Annotated in this window: 13 protein-coding genes; 3 read left to right on the forward strand and 10 right to left on the reverse strand. The window is 71.5% G+C overall.

Annotated elements, in window-relative coordinates:
* Positions 1-15 precede the first annotated feature (15 nt).
* From ACIO1C_RS09190 to ACIO1C_RS09205, 4 genes are all read right to left on the reverse strand, one after another.
* On the reverse strand, positions 16-318 hold the full coding sequence (locus tag ACIO1C_RS09190; RefSeq protein ID WP_401860193.1) for a barstar family protein: 303 nt from the start codon (positions 316-318) through the stop codon (positions 16-18).
* A 27-nt stretch (positions 319-345) separates the two neighbouring features.
* Positions 346-735, reverse strand: coding sequence for a ribonuclease domain-containing protein (locus ACIO1C_RS09195; protein WP_401860196.1), 390 nt, complete (start codon positions 733-735; stop codon positions 346-348).
* A 103-nt stretch (positions 736-838) separates the two neighbouring features.
* Positions 839-1504, reverse strand: a complete 666-nt coding sequence (locus ACIO1C_RS09200; protein WP_401860987.1) for a response regulator — start codon at positions 1502-1504, stop codon at positions 839-841.
* A complete protein-coding gene (locus ACIO1C_RS09205) occupies positions 1501-2796 on the reverse strand; it encodes a sensor histidine kinase (protein WP_401860199.1) in 1296 nt (431 codons plus the stop codon). Before ACIO1C_RS09205 ends, ACIO1C_RS09200 begins: the two co-directional genes overlap by 4 nt.
* Positions 2797-2965: 169 nt before the next feature.
* On the opposite strand from ACIO1C_RS09205, the gene ACIO1C_RS09210 reads away from it, so the two are divergent.
* Positions 2966-3994, forward strand: coding sequence for an ABC transporter ATP-binding protein (locus ACIO1C_RS09210; RefSeq protein WP_401860202.1), 1029 nt, complete (start codon positions 2966-2968; stop codon positions 3992-3994).
* Entirely contained in the window at positions 3991-5019 is a 1029-nt protein-coding gene (locus ACIO1C_RS09215) for an ABC transporter permease (protein WP_401860204.1), read from the forward strand. The genes ACIO1C_RS09210 and ACIO1C_RS09215 overlap by 4 nt, the downstream gene beginning before the upstream one ends.
* Before the next feature lie 110 nt (positions 5020-5129).
* Here ACIO1C_RS09215 and ACIO1C_RS09220 read toward each other — a convergent pair whose 3' ends face one another.
* The 4 genes from ACIO1C_RS09220 to ACIO1C_RS09235 form a co-directional block, all read right to left on the reverse strand.
* On the reverse strand, positions 5130-6779 hold the full coding sequence (locus ACIO1C_RS09220; protein WP_401860207.1) for a DEAD/DEAH box helicase: 1650 nt from the start codon (positions 6777-6779) through the stop codon (positions 5130-5132).
* Positions 6780-6884: 105 nt separating this feature from the next.
* Positions 6885-7088, reverse strand: coding sequence for a cold-shock protein (locus ACIO1C_RS09225; protein WP_015607926.1), 204 nt, complete (start codon positions 7086-7088; stop codon positions 6885-6887).
* A gap of 273 nt (positions 7089-7361) precedes the next feature.
* A complete protein-coding gene (locus ACIO1C_RS09230; protein WP_401860210.1) occupies positions 7362-7940 on the reverse strand; it encodes a HutD family protein in 579 nt (192 codons plus the stop codon).
* Complete coding sequence (locus tag ACIO1C_RS09235) at positions 7937-8659, reverse strand: vWA domain-containing protein (protein ID WP_401860213.1); 723 nt, start codon at positions 8657-8659, stop codon at positions 7937-7939. Before ACIO1C_RS09235 ends, ACIO1C_RS09230 begins: the two co-directional genes overlap by 4 nt.
* A gap of 169 nt (positions 8660-8828) precedes the next feature.
* Between ACIO1C_RS09235 and ACIO1C_RS09240 the strand changes: the two genes are divergently transcribed.
* Complete coding sequence (locus ACIO1C_RS09240) at positions 8829-9743, forward strand: rhomboid family intramembrane serine protease (RefSeq protein ID WP_401860215.1); 915 nt, start codon at positions 8829-8831, stop codon at positions 9741-9743.
* Between the two features lie 169 nt (positions 9744-9912).
* Here ACIO1C_RS09240 and ACIO1C_RS09245 read toward each other — a convergent pair whose 3' ends face one another.
* Positions 9913-11373, reverse strand: a complete 1461-nt coding sequence (locus ACIO1C_RS09245) for a glutamate synthase subunit beta (protein WP_401860218.1) — start codon at positions 11371-11373, stop codon at positions 9913-9915.
* On the reverse strand, positions 11366-15925 hold the full coding sequence (gene gltB / locus ACIO1C_RS09250) for a glutamate synthase large subunit (RefSeq protein WP_401860221.1): 4560 nt from the start codon (positions 15923-15925) through the stop codon (positions 11366-11368). Before gltB ends, ACIO1C_RS09245 begins: the two co-directional genes overlap by 8 nt.
* Between the last annotated feature and the right edge of the window lie 176 nt (positions 15926-16101).

Below are 16101 nucleotides of genomic sequence, written 5' to 3' on the forward strand. Positions count from 1 at the left end.
AGGCCTGACGGCGCGTCAGATGAGTCGCAGCCCTCCCGGCGCCCCCTCCTCGATGATCTCGGCGAGTTCGCCGAAGACCGAGCGCCCCGTACCGGCCCCCGTCTCGTCCAGCCGCGCGCGCGAGACGTCGTGCGCGCGCCACTCGAAGGCGAAGTCACGGTCGTCCGGTGTGCCGAACCCGCCGCGCAGGCAGTCCACGAGCGCGTCGAGATTGCGCCCGAAGTACCCGCCGGGTCCGTTCACCGCGGCGCCGATCACCCGCCAGAAGCTGTCCAGGTCGGTGACCTCCGCCCCGTCGATCACATAGGTCACGGTCATGGGACGGAGGTTACCTTTCCAGCGGTGTCAGCAGCCGTAGTTGACGAGCGAGAACGAGGCGTAGTGGTTGGAGGTGTAGTAGTCCTCGTCGACCTTCTTGCCGGTGATGATGCGGCGGGCACCGCGGTCGGGGGAGCCGGGGGTCACGACGGTGTACTCGTGGTAGTAGCTGGACGCCTGGAGGGGGAGCAGGCGCTCGCGGTTCTGGAAGACGGCACCGTCCTGGGAGTACGGGAACGGCCCGCCACGGGCGATGAGGCTGAGGGTCGTGCGGGCCTGCGACGGCAGGCTGCCGTAGCAGATGCTGCCGACGGCGCTGGGCGCCGCGGACGCGGTGATGGCGGCCGTGCCGACCAGGACGGTGGAGGCGAGGGCTACGACGGAGCCCAGGGCGGCGATACGTGGGGGAATTCGCATGCCCCCATGATGACGCGCGTAGATGTGTACACGTCAAGACCGCGTCCCCCCAACTCCCCCGAATTTCCGAGACGTTCACCGCCCGGAACCCGTTCGTACCGTCTCAGGAGCCACTCGCGTCACGAACCGCCAGCGCGATCTGGACCCGGTTGGTGAGGCCCAGTTTGGTGAGGATGTGCGAGACGTGCGCCTTGACCGTGGGCAGCCCCATGTACAGCTCCGCCGCGATCTCCGCGTTGGTCTTCCCCTGCCCCACCGCGAGGGCCACCTCCCGCTCCCGGTCGCCGAGCAGGGCCAGCCGTTCGCCCGCCCGCGCGCCCCGCTCCCGGTCCGCCTCGCGCGGATCGGGGTCCGCCGTCAGCCGGCTGATGAGCTGCCGCGTCACCGCGGGCGACAGGACCGGCTCCCCCGCCGCCACCCTCCGTACGGCGGCCACGATCTCACCGGGCGGCGTGTGCTTCAGCAGGAATCCCGCGGCCCCGGCCCGCAGGGCGCGCAGGACGTACTCGTCGGCCTTGAAGGTCGTCAGCATCACGATCGCGGGCGGCGAGGGCCGGGCGCGCAGCAGCTGGGTCGCTTCGAGGCCGTCCACCACCGGCATCCGGATGTCCATCAGGACGAGGTCGGGGGCCAACTCCCCGACCAGCGCCACGACCTCGCTCCCGTCCGCCGCCTCCCCGACGACCTCGATGTCGTCCGCGCCGCCGAGCATCAGCCGCAGCCCCGAGCGGACCAGCGGGTCGTCGTCGGCGAGCAGGACCCGGATCACGCGGGCCACGGCAGCCAGGCCTGGAGCAGGAAGTCGTCCGCCGACCTGCCGTAGGTGACCTTCCCGCCCGCCAGTACGGCGCGCTCGGTGAGGCCGATCAGGCCCTGGCCCGTCCCGGGGATGCCGGAGGGCGACCCGCCCCGGGGCGCGCGATTGCGCAGGTCCACCGACAGGCCCTCGTGCGGGCCGCCGTGCAGGGTGACCCGTACGGAAGCGCTGTGGGCGTGCTTGCGGGCGTTCGTCAGCCCTTCCTGCACGATGCGGTACGCCGTACGGCCGGTGATCCCCGTCCCCTCCCCGGCCCCCGTCCCCTGCCCGGCCCGCGCCCCCGTGTCCGGCCGCGCGATCCGCTCGTCCAGCTCGACGTCCATCCCGGCGGCGCGGGCCTCGGCCACCAGCGTCCGTACATCGGCGAGTGTCGGCTGCGGCGGCTCCGTACCGCCGCCGCCCAGCGGGGTCCGCAGCACCCGCAGCACCACCTGGAGGTCCTCCAGCGCCTGGTGGGCGCTCTCCCTGATCACGCCCGCCGCCCGTTCGATGTCGGCGGCCGGGGCGTCGGGGTGGAACTCCAGCGCCCCGGCGTGCACGCTCAGCAGCGACAGACGGTGGGCCAGGACGTCGTGCATCTCCCGGGCGGTGTCCTCCCGCGCCTGCTGCTGCGCCCGCTCGGCCCGCAGGACAGCGTCCGCCTCCGCCCGCTCGGCCCGCAGGACCGCCTCCGCCTCCGCCCGGTCGGTGCGCTCGTGCAGGGACCGTACGAACAGACCCCACCCGATGGTCGCGGCGATCAGCGGGACCCCGACCAGCACGGCGGCGGTGTCCGTCCCGCCGCGCGAGGGCCCGCTGACGAAGTAGAACGGCAGCGGCGCGACGGCCAGGGCACCGACCCACGCGACGGTACGGCGGGTGCACAGGACGGTCGCCGTGTGCAGCGCGATGATCGCGGGCGCCACGGCGGGCGCGCAGGTCCCCAGCAGTACGGTCACCCCGGCGACGGCGGCCGGCCACCGGCGGCGCCACCACAGCAGCAGACAGAGCGCGAACCCCACGGGTACGGTCCACGCCGCGAACGGGGCCTGTCCGGTGGCGGTGCCGTCCGGCAGCCCCGTCAGCCCGGCGAGCAGGCCCACCGGCGCCGCGCCCGTCGTGGTGAGCTGCGGATAGATCATCACACCGCTGTCGGCCGCCCAGCCGGCCAGGCCCGTCAGGGCGAGTGCCAGGAGCACGACGCCCAGATCGACCGTCTTCTCCCGGTGCGTCCGTCGCACGGCGGGCGGGTTCTTTCTGCGCATGGTCACAAAATGTACGGGGTGCCGGACGGCCTGCCGAGTCGCCGTGGGCGCTCCCGGCGGATTACGTACCTTGGTATGCGATCCCGCCGCCGATTCACCTTTCGGCAGGTCCGGGGCGTATCCCTTTCGCCGAAGACCCCCGGGGCACGGCGTTCCCAGGGTCGGCGGCATGAACAGTGTGACAAGCGGCTCCATCGGTACGCCGCCGGAGCCCGACCCCGACCCGGCACCGGCCCGGCCCCATTCCTCCGCCTCCCCGGCCGCGCTCGAAGCCCCGGCCGCCCTCGAAGCGGTGGGGCTGGGCCGGCGCTACCGGCGCGGCTGGGCCCTGCGGGACTGCTCGCTGCGCCTGCCCGCCGGGCGGATCTGCGCCCTGGTGGGCCCGAACGGCGCCGGCAAGACCACCCTGCTGTCGCTCGCCGCGGACCTGCTGGAGCCCAGCTCCGGCACCGTCCGCGTGCTGGGGAGTGATCCGCGCGGCGCCGTCGCGCGGCAGCACACCGCGTTCCTCGGCCAGGAGAAGGCGCTCTACTCCCGCTTCCGGGTGGACGAGATCCTGCGCCTGGGCCGTGAGTTGAACCCCACCTGGCACCAGGAGACCGCCGAGCGCATCGTCGAGGCGGGCCACGTGCCGTACCGCGCCCGGATCGGCACCCTGTCCGGCGGGCAGCGCACCCGCGTCGCCTTCGCGCTGGCGCTCGGCAAACGGCCTCGGCTGATGCTGCTGGACGAGCCGATGGCCGACCTGGACCCGCTGGTACGGCGCCACATGACGGACACGCTGATGGCGGAGGCCCGCGCGCACGGCTCCACGGTGGTCATGTCGACCCACCTGGTGTCCGAGCTGGAGGACGCCTGCGACTACCTCGTCCTGGTCAACGACGGCACCGTCCGGCTGGCCGGTGAGGTGGACGTCCTCCTCGACAGCCACCGCGTCGTGTCGGACCCCGCCGACGGCTCCGCCCACCGGGCGCGCCTCGCCGGTCACCTCGTCATCGGGACAACGGTCTCCCGGGAGGGGACCACGACGCTGGTACGCCCGCAGGGACCGCTGCCCGACAGCTTTCCGGGCGACGGCCCGACCGTACGGACCCCCACCCTGGAGGAGCTGCTGCTCGCGTATCTGCGGGTCACCGACGCGCCCCCGCTGATCACTCCGAGCGCCCGCCCCGGCGCCTCCCCGGCGGTGGCGGCATGAACGCCGGCCCGCTCACCGCCACCCGGCCCGCGCAACCCGCCACCACCCGCCGCCGTGGCCCCCACCTGCACGGACTCGTCTGGCTGATGTGGCGGCAGAACCGCGCCGCGTTCTGGATCGGCCTGACCGCCGCCACGGCCTTCGCCGTGTACGCCGCCGTCCAGCACCAGCACCTCGCCGCCGCCATCGCGCGGCAGCACCTCGACCGCTGCGCGGGCGCGACGGAACCGACCGGTGCGTGCTTCTCGAAGATCGCGGAGTTCGGGGCCACGTACCAGTTCCCGATGCGCCGCCCGCTCCAGGTGCTGGCGGCCGTCCCGCTGCTCCTGGGCCTGTTCCTCGGCTCCCCGCAGCTCTCCCAGGAGCTGGAGTCCGGTACGTACCGGACGGTCTGCACCCAGTCGGTGACGCGGCTGCGCTGGTTCGCCGCCAAGCTCGCCGTGCCCGTCGTGCTGACCGTGGTGATCAGCGGTGTCCTGGCGGCGGCCATGACCTGGTGGTGGCGGCCCGCGGCGCGGGTGATGGGCGGGCGGTTCCCCTGGTACGACTGGTACCCGTTCGACGGGATCGGCCCGGTCCTGGTCGGCCGCTCGGTGCTCCTGGTGGTGCTCGGCGTGACGCTGGGGCTGGTGTTGCGGCGGACCGTCCTGGCGATGGGGGTCACGCTGGCCGCCGGGGCCGGGACGCTGCTCCTGCTGGAGCGGGTACGCGGCTCCCTGTGGCCGACGGTGACGGTGAACGCGCGGCACACCACCGCGATCCCCGGCCCGGACGGCGCCTGGGTGCTGTCGGACGGCGCGCTCTCCCCCACGGGGGCCCGCGTCACGGACGTGCCGGGCTGCTTCGGCGCGACCGGCGGGTACGAGAAGTGCATGTTCGCGGCGGGGAGGACGGGGCACTGGGCCGAGCTGCATCCGTCGTCCCACCTGTGGCCGCTCCAGTGGATGGAGACGGGCGTGTGCCTGCTGCTGGCGGCGGCGCCGGCGGCGCTGTGTGTGGGGTGGGTACGGACTCGCATGACGTGACATGACGTGACCCGCACCGGGCCCTGCGCGCGAAGGCCCGGACGTACGAACGCCCGGCGGCGCGTGAGCACTGCCGGGCGTCCGTATGTCGTGCTGTGTGTGGAGGGGGATCAGGCCGCCGTGCGGCGACCGCCGCCCTCGCCGCCGGCTCCGCCACCACCCCGGCCGCGCCGGCCACGGCCGCCGTTGCCGGCTCCCGCAGCGGTGCCGCCGGTCCTGGCTCCTCCGCCGGTGCGGGCGCCGCTTCCGGCGCCCCCGCCGCCGGCGCCCGTACGCGCGCCTCCGGTGCCGCCCGCGGCGGCGCGGGCGCCGCCCCCGGCGGTGGTACGTCCGGCCCCCCGCGACCCCGACCGTGCGGGGCGGGCGGTGCGCGGCTTCTGCTTCTGCTGGACCACGGGCTGGGGCACCTCTATGACGACGGCCACCCCGGAGGGCTCCCGTGCGCCGGTGAGCTGCGCCAGCTCCTCGTCGGTGGACTTGATCCTGGCCGACTTGGGGTCGATGCCCGCGTCGGACATCAGCCGGGTCATCTCCCGCCGCTGCTCGGGCAGGACGAGCGTCACGACGCTGCCGGACTCCCCCGCGCGGGCGGTGCGTCCGCCGCGGTGCAGGTAGTCCTTGTGGTCGACGGGCGGGTCGACGTTGACGACGAGGTCGAGGTCGTCGACGTGGATGCCGCGGGCCGCCACGTTGGTCGCCACGAGGGCGGTGACCTGACCGGTCTTGAACTGGTCGAGCGTGCGGTTGCGCTGCGGCTGCGAACGGCCGCCGTGCAGCCCGGCCGCCCGTACGCCACTGGCCAGCAGGCGCTTGACCAGCCGGTCCACGGAGCGCTTGGTGTCCAGGAAGAGCAGCACCCGGCCGTCGCGGGCGGCGATCCTGGTCGTGACGGCCTTCTTGTCCGTCTCGTCCAGGACGTACAGCACGTGGTGCTCCATCGTGGTGACCGCGCCCTGCGAGGGGTCGACGGAGTGCACGACGGGGTCGGTCAGGTACTGCCGTACGAGCCGGTCGATGTTCTTGTCCAGCGTCGCGGAGAACAGCATCCGCTGGCCGTCGGGCCGCACCTGCTTGAGCAGTGCGGTGACCTGCGGCATGAAGCCCATGTCGGCCATCTGGTCGGCCTCGTCGAGGACGGTGATGTCCACCTGGTCGAGGCGGCAGTCGCCGCGCTCGATCAGGTCCTTGAGCCGGCCGGGTGTGGCGACGAGCACCTCGGCGCCGCGCCGCAGCTGTCCGGACTGCTTGGTGATCGACATGCCGCCGACGACCGTGGCCATTTTCAGGTTCACGGCGGTGGCGTACGGGGTGAGCGCGTCGGTCACCTGCTGGGCGAGCTCACGGGTGGGTACGAGGACCATCGCGAGGGGGGCCTTGGGCTCGGCGTGGCGGCCCGCGAGGCGGGCGAGGAGCGCGAGTCCGAAGGCGAGGGTCTTGCCCGATCCGGTCCGGCCGCGGCCGAGGATGTCACGGCCCGCGAGGGAATTGGGCAGGGTCGCGCCCTGGATCGGGAACGGTTCTGTCACGCCCTGGGCGGTGAGGGTCTTGAGCAGCCCGGCGGGCATGTCGAGCTCGTCGAACGCCTCGACGGCAGGCAGTGCGGGGGTAAGGGTCTCCGGCAGAGTGAATTCCTGGGGGCGGGCGGGGGCACGGCGGGCCGGGGCCTTCGCCGTACCGCGCGCGGAGCCTTGTCCACGTGAATTCACCGGGCGTTTGCCGGCAGGTCTGGCAGCACGGTCCTGCCGCTCGGGGCGAGTCATTCAGTAAAGCCTTCCTGGGCCTGAGAACAGCGGCCTGAGAACAGCGCGAGCCGGGGCCCGCACCTGCACGGTGCGAGCCCCGGCTGCGAGGTACACGTCCGGGAACTAGGCCGGGACGATGTTCTCCGCCTGCGGGCCCTTCTGGCCCTGCGTGACGTCGAACGAGACCTTCTGGCCCTCCTGGAGCTCACGGAACCCCTGGGTGGCGATGTTCGAGTAGTGGGCGAAGACGTCGGCGCCGCCGCCGTCCTGCTCGATGAAGCCGAAGCCCTTTTCGCTGTTGAACCACTTCACGGTGCCAGTAGCCATGTCATTCTCCTAAAACAGGTGCAGAGCCGGAAATCCGCACTTTACGGATTCCTCGTCGCCGCATTGAGCCCCATCCGGAGAAGCCGGCAAAAACAATAATGCGCCTGAGCGAGTTTCCGTCAGGCGCACATAAAGTTCATGGGTACCAAAACTGCAACGCTTGTAAGCCTAGCACGGTCGCTCGGCGCACAGCGAGGCCGACACGCAGAAAACGAAGGGCCCGGATAGCGGGGCAGCCGAGACCGCCCCGAAGCACCCCTTCACCTCACCGCTTCACCTCACCGCCCGCAGCACCACCACGGCCGCCCGCCCCTCGGTCCTGAGCCGCACGGGATCGGCCCCCGGTCCGAGTACGACGGCGTCGTACGGCCCGAGGTCGAGGTCACCGAGCGCGGCCGCCCCCTCCAGCGCGACGACCAGCACGGTCTCGCCGACACCCGGGGCGTCGATCCGTACGGGATCGGTGAGGCGCCCCCGTACGACCTCCACCCGGGCCGCCGCGCGGTCCCTGCGGTACATGACGTTGAAGTTGACCACCGGGCCCCCGAGCAGCACGCATTCGGTCGGCGTGTCGCCGGGAAACGCCTGCGGCACGAACCGCTCCCCGACGACCCGCCGCCGGCCACCGACGGTGAGCTCCATGCCGTCCCCCTCGGCGAGCGTCAGAATCCGGTCGACACCGGGAAACACCGAGAACGCCCCGTCCCCGGCGACCTCGGCAAGACTGACCCGCCACTCGAACCCCCCGGTCCCGCCCCCCTCGGGAAAGCCCGCGATCTCCCGGGTGACCCCACCCCCGTTCTCCCACGGCACAACCGTCCGCCGCGCGGCACGCAACACGCGTGGTGTCATGACACGATCCCCAACTCCCGGGCCCGGCGCAGCCAGTGCGGGAACTCACCGAGCAGGCGGTCGTACAGGGTGGAGTCCGCGACCCGGCGGGGATTCCTGCCCGCGGGGAAGAACCCGGCGTTGTCGACCCGCCGCTTCGCCGGTACGGCGAGCTCGTCGAGCCTGCGGAGGAAGTCGAACTGCCGGCCGCCCGGATCGCCGAAGCCGATGAACTGCCAGAAGATCGGGAGGCCGGCGGCCTTGCAGATGTACCGCTCGGCGGCGAGCCTGCTGGTCGGCCCCCCGTCCGTCTGGAAGATCACGAACGCCGGGGCGGTGGCACCGCCGGCCAGATGGTGGTCGATCACCGCGTCCATGGCCAGGTGGTAGTTGGTGCGGCCCATGTGCCCCAGCGTCCCGACGATCTCGTCCACCCGGCCGAGATGGTTCGCGAGCGAGATGTCGGCCTCGGCGTCAATGTCCGTGGAGAAGACGACGATCGGGACGGTGCCGTCGTCGTCCAGGTGCGCGGAGAGGCCGAGGACCCGCTCGGCCAGGGCCTGGACGCTGCCGTCCTTGTAGTAGTCCCGCATGGAGCCGGAGTGGTCGAGGACGAGGTAGACGGCGGCGCGCTGGTCGCCCAGGCCGTGTTTCTCCAGTGAGACCGCGGCGCTCTTGTAGAGGCTGACCAGCGCGGGCGCGGTCTCCTCCACCTTGCGGAGACTGATCGCGGAACCCATGGAACTCCCCCTGCCTCAATGGGCGGCGTGCGTCCGCCGAGGGTACGCCTCGTGCCTGGCGGGGGCGCCGGTGCGGTGGGGTGGCTCGTGTCGGTGGGGTTCGCTAACTTGATCGGCGCCGCCCCACCGGCCGAGACGTTCCCGCCCGCCCCGCCCGAAGGAGACGGCCATGGAGGCCGCTGTCACCACGTGCTATCGCCATCCCAAGTACGAGTGCCACGTGCGCTGCACGCGGTGCGACCGGTACATATGCCCCAACTGCATGCGGGAGGCGGCGGTCGGCCACCACTGTGTGGAGTGCGTACGGGAGGGGCAGCGGTCGGTCAGGCAGGCGCGGACCGTGTTCGGTGGGCGGGTGTCCGGGCTGTCCGCCCCGGTGGTGACGATCACGCTGATCGTGATCAACGTCCTCGTCTATCTGGGGGAGTTGGCGCGGCCCGATCTTGTCGACCGGTTCGGCATGCTGGGCGCGGCGAGCGTGGGTCCGGACGGGGCGTGGTACCTGTACGGGCCGGAGTTCCCCGAGTTGAGAACCGTGGGGGTGGTCGACGGTGAGTGGTACCGGCTCGTCACCGGCGCCTTCCTGCACAAGTCCCCGGCCGACGGCACCTTCTGGATCATGCACATCGTCTTCAACATGTTCTCGCTGTGGACGCTGGGCCGCTTCGCGGAGGAACAGCTGGGCCGGGCCCGGTATCTGACGGTGTATCTGCTGTCGGCGGTCGGCAGTTCCGTGCTGGTGTACCTGATCGCGCCGCAGGACACGACGGTGGGCGCGTCGGGCGCGCTGTTCGGGCTCGCGGCGGCGTTCTACGTCACCCACCGCAGGCTGGGCCACGACATGGCCCCCGTGAACCGCTTCATGGCGGGGTTCCTGATCTGGATGGTGATCTCCGCCGGGTTCACCTCGTGGGAAGGCCACTTGGGCGGTCTGCTGACGGGCGGAGTGGTCACGCTGGCCCTCGCGTACAGCCCGGCGAAGCACCGGACCGCGATGCAGGTGGCGGCCGGCGCGAGCACGCTGGCGGTGCTGCTCGTCCTGGTGGTGCTGAAGTCGTCCGCGCTGACCGGCGGCGGGATGTAGGAGACGCGTAGCCACATGCCACGGCGCCTGCCAGCGGTCCGGTCGGGGACTGGGGGCAGGCGCCGCGCCTTGCGGAGGGCCCGGGGATCACTCTCCGGGCCGACACCGCCCGTACGCCGTTGTACGGGACGTCTTGGGGGTCGGCGACAGCTGAACGACAGCCGCGCGCTCAGACCGTCAGCGCGCGGTCCGTCGGGCGGATCGGGGACGGGAGGTCGCTGGCGCCCGTCAGGTGACGGTCCACCCCCCGCGCCGCCGAGCGGCCCTCGGCGATCGCCCAGACGATCAGGGACTGGCCGCGCCCCGCGTCACCGGCGACGTACACGCCGGGGACGTTCGTCGCGAAGTCCTCGTCGCGGGCGATGTTGCCGCGCTCGTCCAGCTCCAGGCCGAACTGCTCGACCAGGCCGTTGGACCGGTCCGTACCGGTGAAGCCCATGGCGAGCGTGACCAGCTGCGCCGGGATCGACCGCTCGGTGCCCGGCTTCCGCACCAGGTTGCCCTCCACGAACTCCACCTCGGCCAGGTGCAGGGACTGGACGTTGCCGTCCTCGTCGCCCTCGAAGTGCGTGGTGGAGACGGCGTAGACGCGCTCGCCGCCCTCCTCGTGCGCGGAGGTCACCTTGTAGAGCATCGGGAACGTCGGCCACGGCTGGTGCGCCGCGCGGTCGTCGCCGGGCCTCGGCATGATCTCCAGCTGGGTGACGGACGCCGCGCCCTGCCGGTGGGCCGTGCCCACGCAGTCCGCGCCGGTGTCGCCGCCGCCGATGACCACGACGTGCTTGCCCTCGGCGCTGATCGGGGTGACCGTGAGGTCCCCCTCCCGCACCTTGTTGGCCAGCGGCAGGTACTCCATCGCGAAGTGGATGCCCTTGAGCTCGCGGCCCGGGACGGGCAGGTCGCGCGAGACGGTCGCGCCGGCGGCGATGACGACGGAGTCGTACCGCTTGCGCAGCTTCACCGCGTCGATGTCGCGGCCGATCTCCACCTCGGTGCGGAACTTGGTGCCTTCCGCGCGCATCTGCTCGATACGCCGGTTGATGTGCGACTTCTCCATCTTGAACTCGGGGATGCCGTACCGCAGCAGCCCGCCGATGCGGTCCGCCCGCTCGTACACGACGACGGTGTGCCCGGCGCGGGTCAGCTGCTGGGCGGCGGCGAGTCCCGCCGGGCCCGAGCCGATGACGGCGACGGTCTTGCCGGAGAGCCGCTCGGGCGGCTGCGGGGTGACGTCACCGCTGTCCCAGGCCTTGTCGATGATGGAGACTTCGACGTTCTTGATCGTGACGGCGGGCTGGTTGATCGCCAGCACACACGCGGACTCGCAGGGCGCCGGGCAGAGCCGCCCGGTGAACTCCGGGAAGTTGTTGGTGGCGTGCAGCCGTTCGCTGGCCGCCGTCCAGTCCTCGCGGTAGGCGTAGTCGTTCCACTCGGGGATCAGGTTCCCCAGCGGACAGCCCTGGTGGCAGAACGGGATGCCGCAGTCCATGCAGCGGCCGGCCTGCTTGCTGATGATGGGGAGCAGCGAGCCCGGAACGTAGACCTCGTTCCAGTCCTTGACGCGCTCCTCGACGGGGCGGGTCCTGGCGACCTCGCGTCCCGTGGTGAGAAAGCCCTTAGGGTCAGCCATTGGTCGCCGCCTCCATCATCTTCTCGGTGGTCTCGGTCTCCGAGAGACCGGCCAGCTCGGCGGCGTCCTTGGCGGCGAGCACTGCCTTGTACGTGGTCGGGATGATCTTGCTGAAGCGGGCCGCCGAGGCGTCCCAGTCGGCCAGCAGCTTGTCGGCGACGGTGGAGCCCGTCTCCTCCTGGTGGCGGCGCACGACGTCGTGCAGCCACCGCTTGTCGGCGTCGTCGAGCGGCTCGACGGCTTCCAGGTTCCCGGCGTTGACGTTGTCCGGGTCGAGGTCGATGACGTACGCGACCCCGCCGGACATGCCGGCCGCGAAGTTGCGACCCGTCTCGCCGATGACCACGGCGTGCCCGCCGGTCATGTACTCGCAGCCGTGGTCGCCCACGCCCTCCGCGACGACCGTGGCACCGGAGTTGCGGACGCAGAAGCGTTCGCCGGTACGGCCCCGCAGGTACAGCTCGCCGCCGGTGGCGCCGTAGGCGATGGTGTTGCCCGCGATGGTGGAGAACTCCGCGAGGTGGTCGGCGCCCCGGTCGGGCCGTACGACGACCCGGCCGCCGGAGAGGCCCTTGCCGACGTAGTCGTTGGCATCGCCCTCCAGGCGCAGGGTGACCCCGCTGGGCAGGAACGCGCCGAAGGACTGTCCGGCCGAGCCGGTGAAGGTGATGTCGATCGTGTCGTCGGGCAGGCCCGCGCCGCCGAACTTCTTGGTCACCTCGTGGCCGAGCATCGTCCCGACGGTGCGGTTGATGTTGCGGATGGCGACCTGCGCGCGGACGGGCTGCGCGGCCTCGGCGCTCTCGGCGCCCAGCGCGTCGGCGGCGAGCTTGATCAGCTCGTTGTCGAGGGCCTTGGCGAGGCCGTGGTCCTGGATCGTCACCTGGTGGCGTACGGCGCCCTCGGGCAGCGCCGGTACGTGGAACAGCGGCGCCAGGTCGAGGCCCTGCGCCTTCCAGTGGTCGACGGCCCGGTCGGTGTCGAGGAACTCGGCGTGTCCCACGGCCTCTTCGAGGGTACGGAAGCCCAGCTCGGCGAGGATCTCGCGGACCTCCTCGGCGATGAACTCGAAGAAGTTGACGATGTACTCGGCCTTGCCGGTGAACCGCTCGCGCAGGACGGGGTTCTGGGTGGCGATGCCGACGGGGCAGGTGTCCAGGTGGCAGACGCGCATCATGACGCAGCCGGAGACGACGAGCGGCGCGGTGGCGAAGCCGAACTCCTCGGCGCCGAGGAGCGCGGCGACAACGACGTCACGGCCGGTCTTGAGCTGGCCGTCCGTCTGGACGACGATGCGGTCGCGCAAGCCGTTGAGCAGCAGCGTCTGCTGGGTCTCGGCGAGGCCCAGCTCCCAGGGGCCGCCCGCGTGCTTGAGCGAGGTGAGCGGGGAGGCGCCCGTACCGCCGTCGTGTCCCGAGATGAGGACGACGTCGGCGTGTGCCTTGGAGACCCCGGCGGCGACCGTGCCGACGCCGACCTCGGAGACCAGCTTCACGTGGATGCGGGCGTGCGGGTTGGCGTTCTTGAGGTCGTGGATGAGCTGGGCGAGGTCTTCGATGGAGTAGATGTCGTGGTGCGGCGGCGGCGAGATCAGGCCGACGCCGGGGGTGGAGTGCCGGGTCTTGGCGACCCAGGGGTAGACCTTGTGGCCGGGCAGCTGGCCGCCCTCGCCGGGCTTGGCGCCCTGCGCCATCTTGATCTGGATGTCGTCGGCGTTGACCAGGTACTCGCTGGTGACGCCGAAGCGCCCGGAGGCGACCTGCTTGATGGAGGAGCGGCGCGCCGGGTCGTACAGCCGGTCCGCGTCCTCGCCTCCCTCACCGGTGTTGGACTTGCCGCCGAGCTGGTTCATGGCGACGGCCATGGTCTCGTGCGCCTCTTGGGAGATCGAGCCGTACGACATGGCGCCGGTGGAGAAGCGCCGGACGATCGCGGAGGTGGGCTCGACCTCGTCCAGGGGGATCGGGGTACGGCCCGACGCGATGGTGAACAGGCCGCGCAGCGTCATCAGCCGCTCGGACTGCTCGTTCACGCGGTCCGTGTACTTCTTGAAGATGTCGTAGCGGCGGGAGCGCGTGGCGTGCTGGAGGCGGAAGACCGTCTCGGGGTCGAAGAGGTGCGGCTCGCCCTCGCGGCGCCACTGGTACTCGCCGCCGATCTCCAGCTTGCGGTGGCTGGCGGAGATCCCGGAGGCGGGGTAGCCCTTGGCGTGCCGGGCGGCGACCTCCTCGGCGACGATGTCGAGCCCGGCGCCGCCGATCTTGGTGGCGGTGCCGTTGAAGTACTTCTCCACGAAGTCCAGGTCCAGGCCGACGGCCTCGAAGACCTGCGCGCCCCGGTAGGAGGCGACGGTGGAGATGCCCATCTTGGACATGACCTTGAGGACGCCCTTGCCGAGCGCGTAGATCAGGTTGCGGATCGCCTGCTCGGGCTCCAGGCCCTCGATGAACGTGCCCGCGCGGACCAGGTCCTCGACGGACTCCATCGCGAGGTACGGGTTGACGGCGGCGGCGCCGTACCCGATGAGGAGCGCGACGTGGTGCACCTCGCGGACGTCGCCGGCCTCGACCAGCAGGCCGACCTGCGTGCGCTGCTTGGTACGGATGAGGTGGTGGTGCACGGCGGCGGTGAGGAGCAGGGAGGGAATCGGGGCGTGCTCGGCGTCGGAGTGCCGGTCGGAGAGCACGATGATCCGGGCGCCGCTCTCCAGGGCGGCGTCGGTCTCGGCGCGGATCTCCTCGATCCGGGCGGCGAGCGCCTCGCCGCCGCCGCTGACGCGGTAGAGGCCGGAGAGGGTCGCGGCCTTCATGCCGGGCATGTCGCCGTCGGCGTTTATGTGTACGAGCTTGGCCAGCTCGTCGTTGTCGATCACCGGGAAGGGCAGTGTGACGCTGCGGCAGGACGCGGCCGTCGGCTCCAGCAGGTTGCCCTGCGGGCCGAGGGAGGAGCGCAGCGAGGTGACGAGCTCCTCGCGGATGGCGTCCAGCGGCGGGTTGGTGACCTGCGCGAAGAGCTGGGTGAAGTAGTCGAAGAGCAGCCGGGGACGGGCGGACAGCGCGGCGATCGGGGAGTCCGTACCCATGGAGCCGATCGGCTCGGCGCCACTGCGCGCCATGGGCGCGAGGAGGACGCGCAGCTCTTCCTCGGTGTAGCCGAAGGTCTGCTGGCGGCGGGTGACGGAGGCGTGGGTGTGCACGATGTGCTCGCGCTCGGGGAGGTCCGAAAGCTCGATCTCGCCGGTCTCCAGCCATTCCTTGTACGGCTTCTCGGCGGCGAGGGACGCCTTGATCTCGTCGTCCTCGATGATGCGGTGCTCGGCGGTGTCGACGAGGAACATCCGGCCGGGCTGGAGGCGGCCCTTGCGGACGACCTTCGCGGGGTCGATGTCGAGGACGCCGACCTCGGAGGAGAGGACGACGAGGCCCTCGTCGGTCACCCAGTAGCGGCCGGGGCGCAGTCCGTTGCGGTCGAGGACCGCGCCGACCTGGGTGCCGTCGGTGAAGGTGACGCAGGCGGGCCCGTCCCAGGGCTCCATCATCGTGGCGTGGAACTGGTAGAACGCGCGGCGCTCGGGGTCCATGGAGTCGTGGTTCTCCCACGCCTCGGGAACCATCATCAGCACGGAGTGCGGCAGCGACCGGCCGCCGAGGTGGATGAGTTCGAGGACCTCGTCGAAGGACGCGGAGTCGGAGGCGTCCGGCGTACAGAGGGGGAAGATCCGCTCCAGCTTGTCGGCGCCGAAGAGGTCGGAGCCGAGCTGGGACTCGCGGGCCTTCATCCAGTTGCGATTGCCCTTGACCGTGTTGATCTCGCCGTTGTGCGCGACGAAGCGGTACGGGTGGGCGAGCGGCCAGCTCGGGAAGGTGTTGGTGGAGAAGCGGGAGTGGACCAGGGCGATCGCGGTGGCGAACCGGCGGTCGGACAGGTCGGGGAAGAACGGCTCCAGCTGGCCGGTGGTGAGCATTCCCTTGTAGACGATCGTGCGGGCGGAGAGCGAGGGGAAGTACACCCCGCCGACCCGCTCGGCGCGCTTGCGCAGCAGGAACGCCTTGCGGTCGAGGGCGATGCCCGTGCTCGTACCGTCGGCGACGAAGAGCTGGCGGAAGGCCGGCATCGTCGAGCGGGCGGTGGCACCGAGCAGTCCGGGGGCGACGGGGACGTCACGCCAGCCCAGGACGTTCAGGCCCTCTTCGGCGGCGAGCGTCTCGAGCCGTGAGACGGCGTCGGTCGCGTCGTCGGCGGGCAGGAAGGCGATGCCGACGGCGTACGCGCCGGGCTCGGGCAGCTCGAAGTCGGTGACCTCGCGCAGGAAGGCGTCCGGGACCTGGAGCAGGATGCCGGCGCCGTCACCGGAATCGGGCTCGGAGCCGGTGGCACCACGGTGTTCGAGATTGCGCAGTACGGTCAGCGCCTGCTCCACCAGTGCGTGGCTGGCTACACCGGTAAGGGTGGCCACGAACCCGACACCACAGGCGTCGTGTTCGTTACGGGGGTCGTACATCCCTTGCGGGGCGGGGCGACCGTCCATGGGCGACCAGGCGTCGGAACGCATTGGCACTCCCGTCGTCGTCGTGGCATATGCGATAACCGAGGGACGACGCTGGCCCTCCAAGAAATTTCGTGCAGGTTACATGATGGGCGGCTTCTCAGGAAGCGGATAGCGCATTCCAACATGTGGACACCGCGCGTAGCGGCGGATGTGGGGCACGGACGGACAGATCGTCGCCC

This window comes from Streptomyces sp. NPDC087420 (assembly GCF_044744165.1).
Lineage (GTDB): Bacteria > Actinomycetota > Actinomycetes > Streptomycetales > Streptomycetaceae > Streptomyces.

Coding starts and splice junctions, on each gene's coding strand:
- ACIO1C_RS09220 (WP_401860207.1), bottom strand. CDS start 6,779: ATGACTCGCCCCGAGCGGCAGGACCGTGCTGCCAGACCTGCCGGCAAA.
- ACIO1C_RS09240 (WP_401860215.1), top strand. CDS start 8,829: ATGGAGGCCGCTGTCACCACGTGCTATCGCCATCCCAAGTACGAGTGC.
- ACIO1C_RS09225 (WP_015607926.1), bottom strand. CDS start 7,088: ATGGCTACTGGCACCGTGAAGTGGTTCAACAGCGAAAAGGGCTTCGGC.
- ACIO1C_RS09195 (WP_401860196.1), bottom strand. CDS start 735: ATGCGAATTCCCCCACGTATCGCCGCCCTGGGCTCCGTCGTAGCCCTC.
- ACIO1C_RS09190 (WP_401860193.1), bottom strand. CDS start 318: ATGACCGTGACCTATGTGATCGACGGGGCGGAGGTCACCGACCTGGAC.
- ACIO1C_RS09215 (WP_401860204.1), top strand. CDS start 3,991: ATGAACGCCGGCCCGCTCACCGCCACCCGGCCCGCGCAACCCGCCACC.
- ACIO1C_RS09210 (WP_401860202.1), top strand. CDS start 2,966: ATGAACAGTGTGACAAGCGGCTCCATCGGTACGCCGCCGGAGCCCGAC.
- ACIO1C_RS09235 (WP_401860213.1), bottom strand. CDS start 8,659: ATGGGTTCCGCGATCAGTCTCCGCAAGGTGGAGGAGACCGCGCCCGCG.
- ACIO1C_RS09245 (WP_401860218.1), bottom strand. CDS start 11,373: ATGGCTGACCCTAAGGGCTTTCTCACCACGGGACGCGAGGTCGCCAGG.
- ACIO1C_RS09230 (WP_401860210.1), bottom strand. CDS start 7,940: ATGACACCACGCGTGTTGCGTGCCGCGCGGCGGACGGTTGTGCCGTGG.
- ACIO1C_RS09205 (WP_401860199.1), bottom strand. CDS start 2,796: ATGCGCAGAAAGAACCCGCCCGCCGTGCGACGGACGCACCGGGAGAAG.
- gltB (WP_401860221.1), bottom strand. CDS start 15,925: ATGCGTTCCGACGCCTGGTCGCCCATGGACGGTCGCCCCGCCCCGCAA.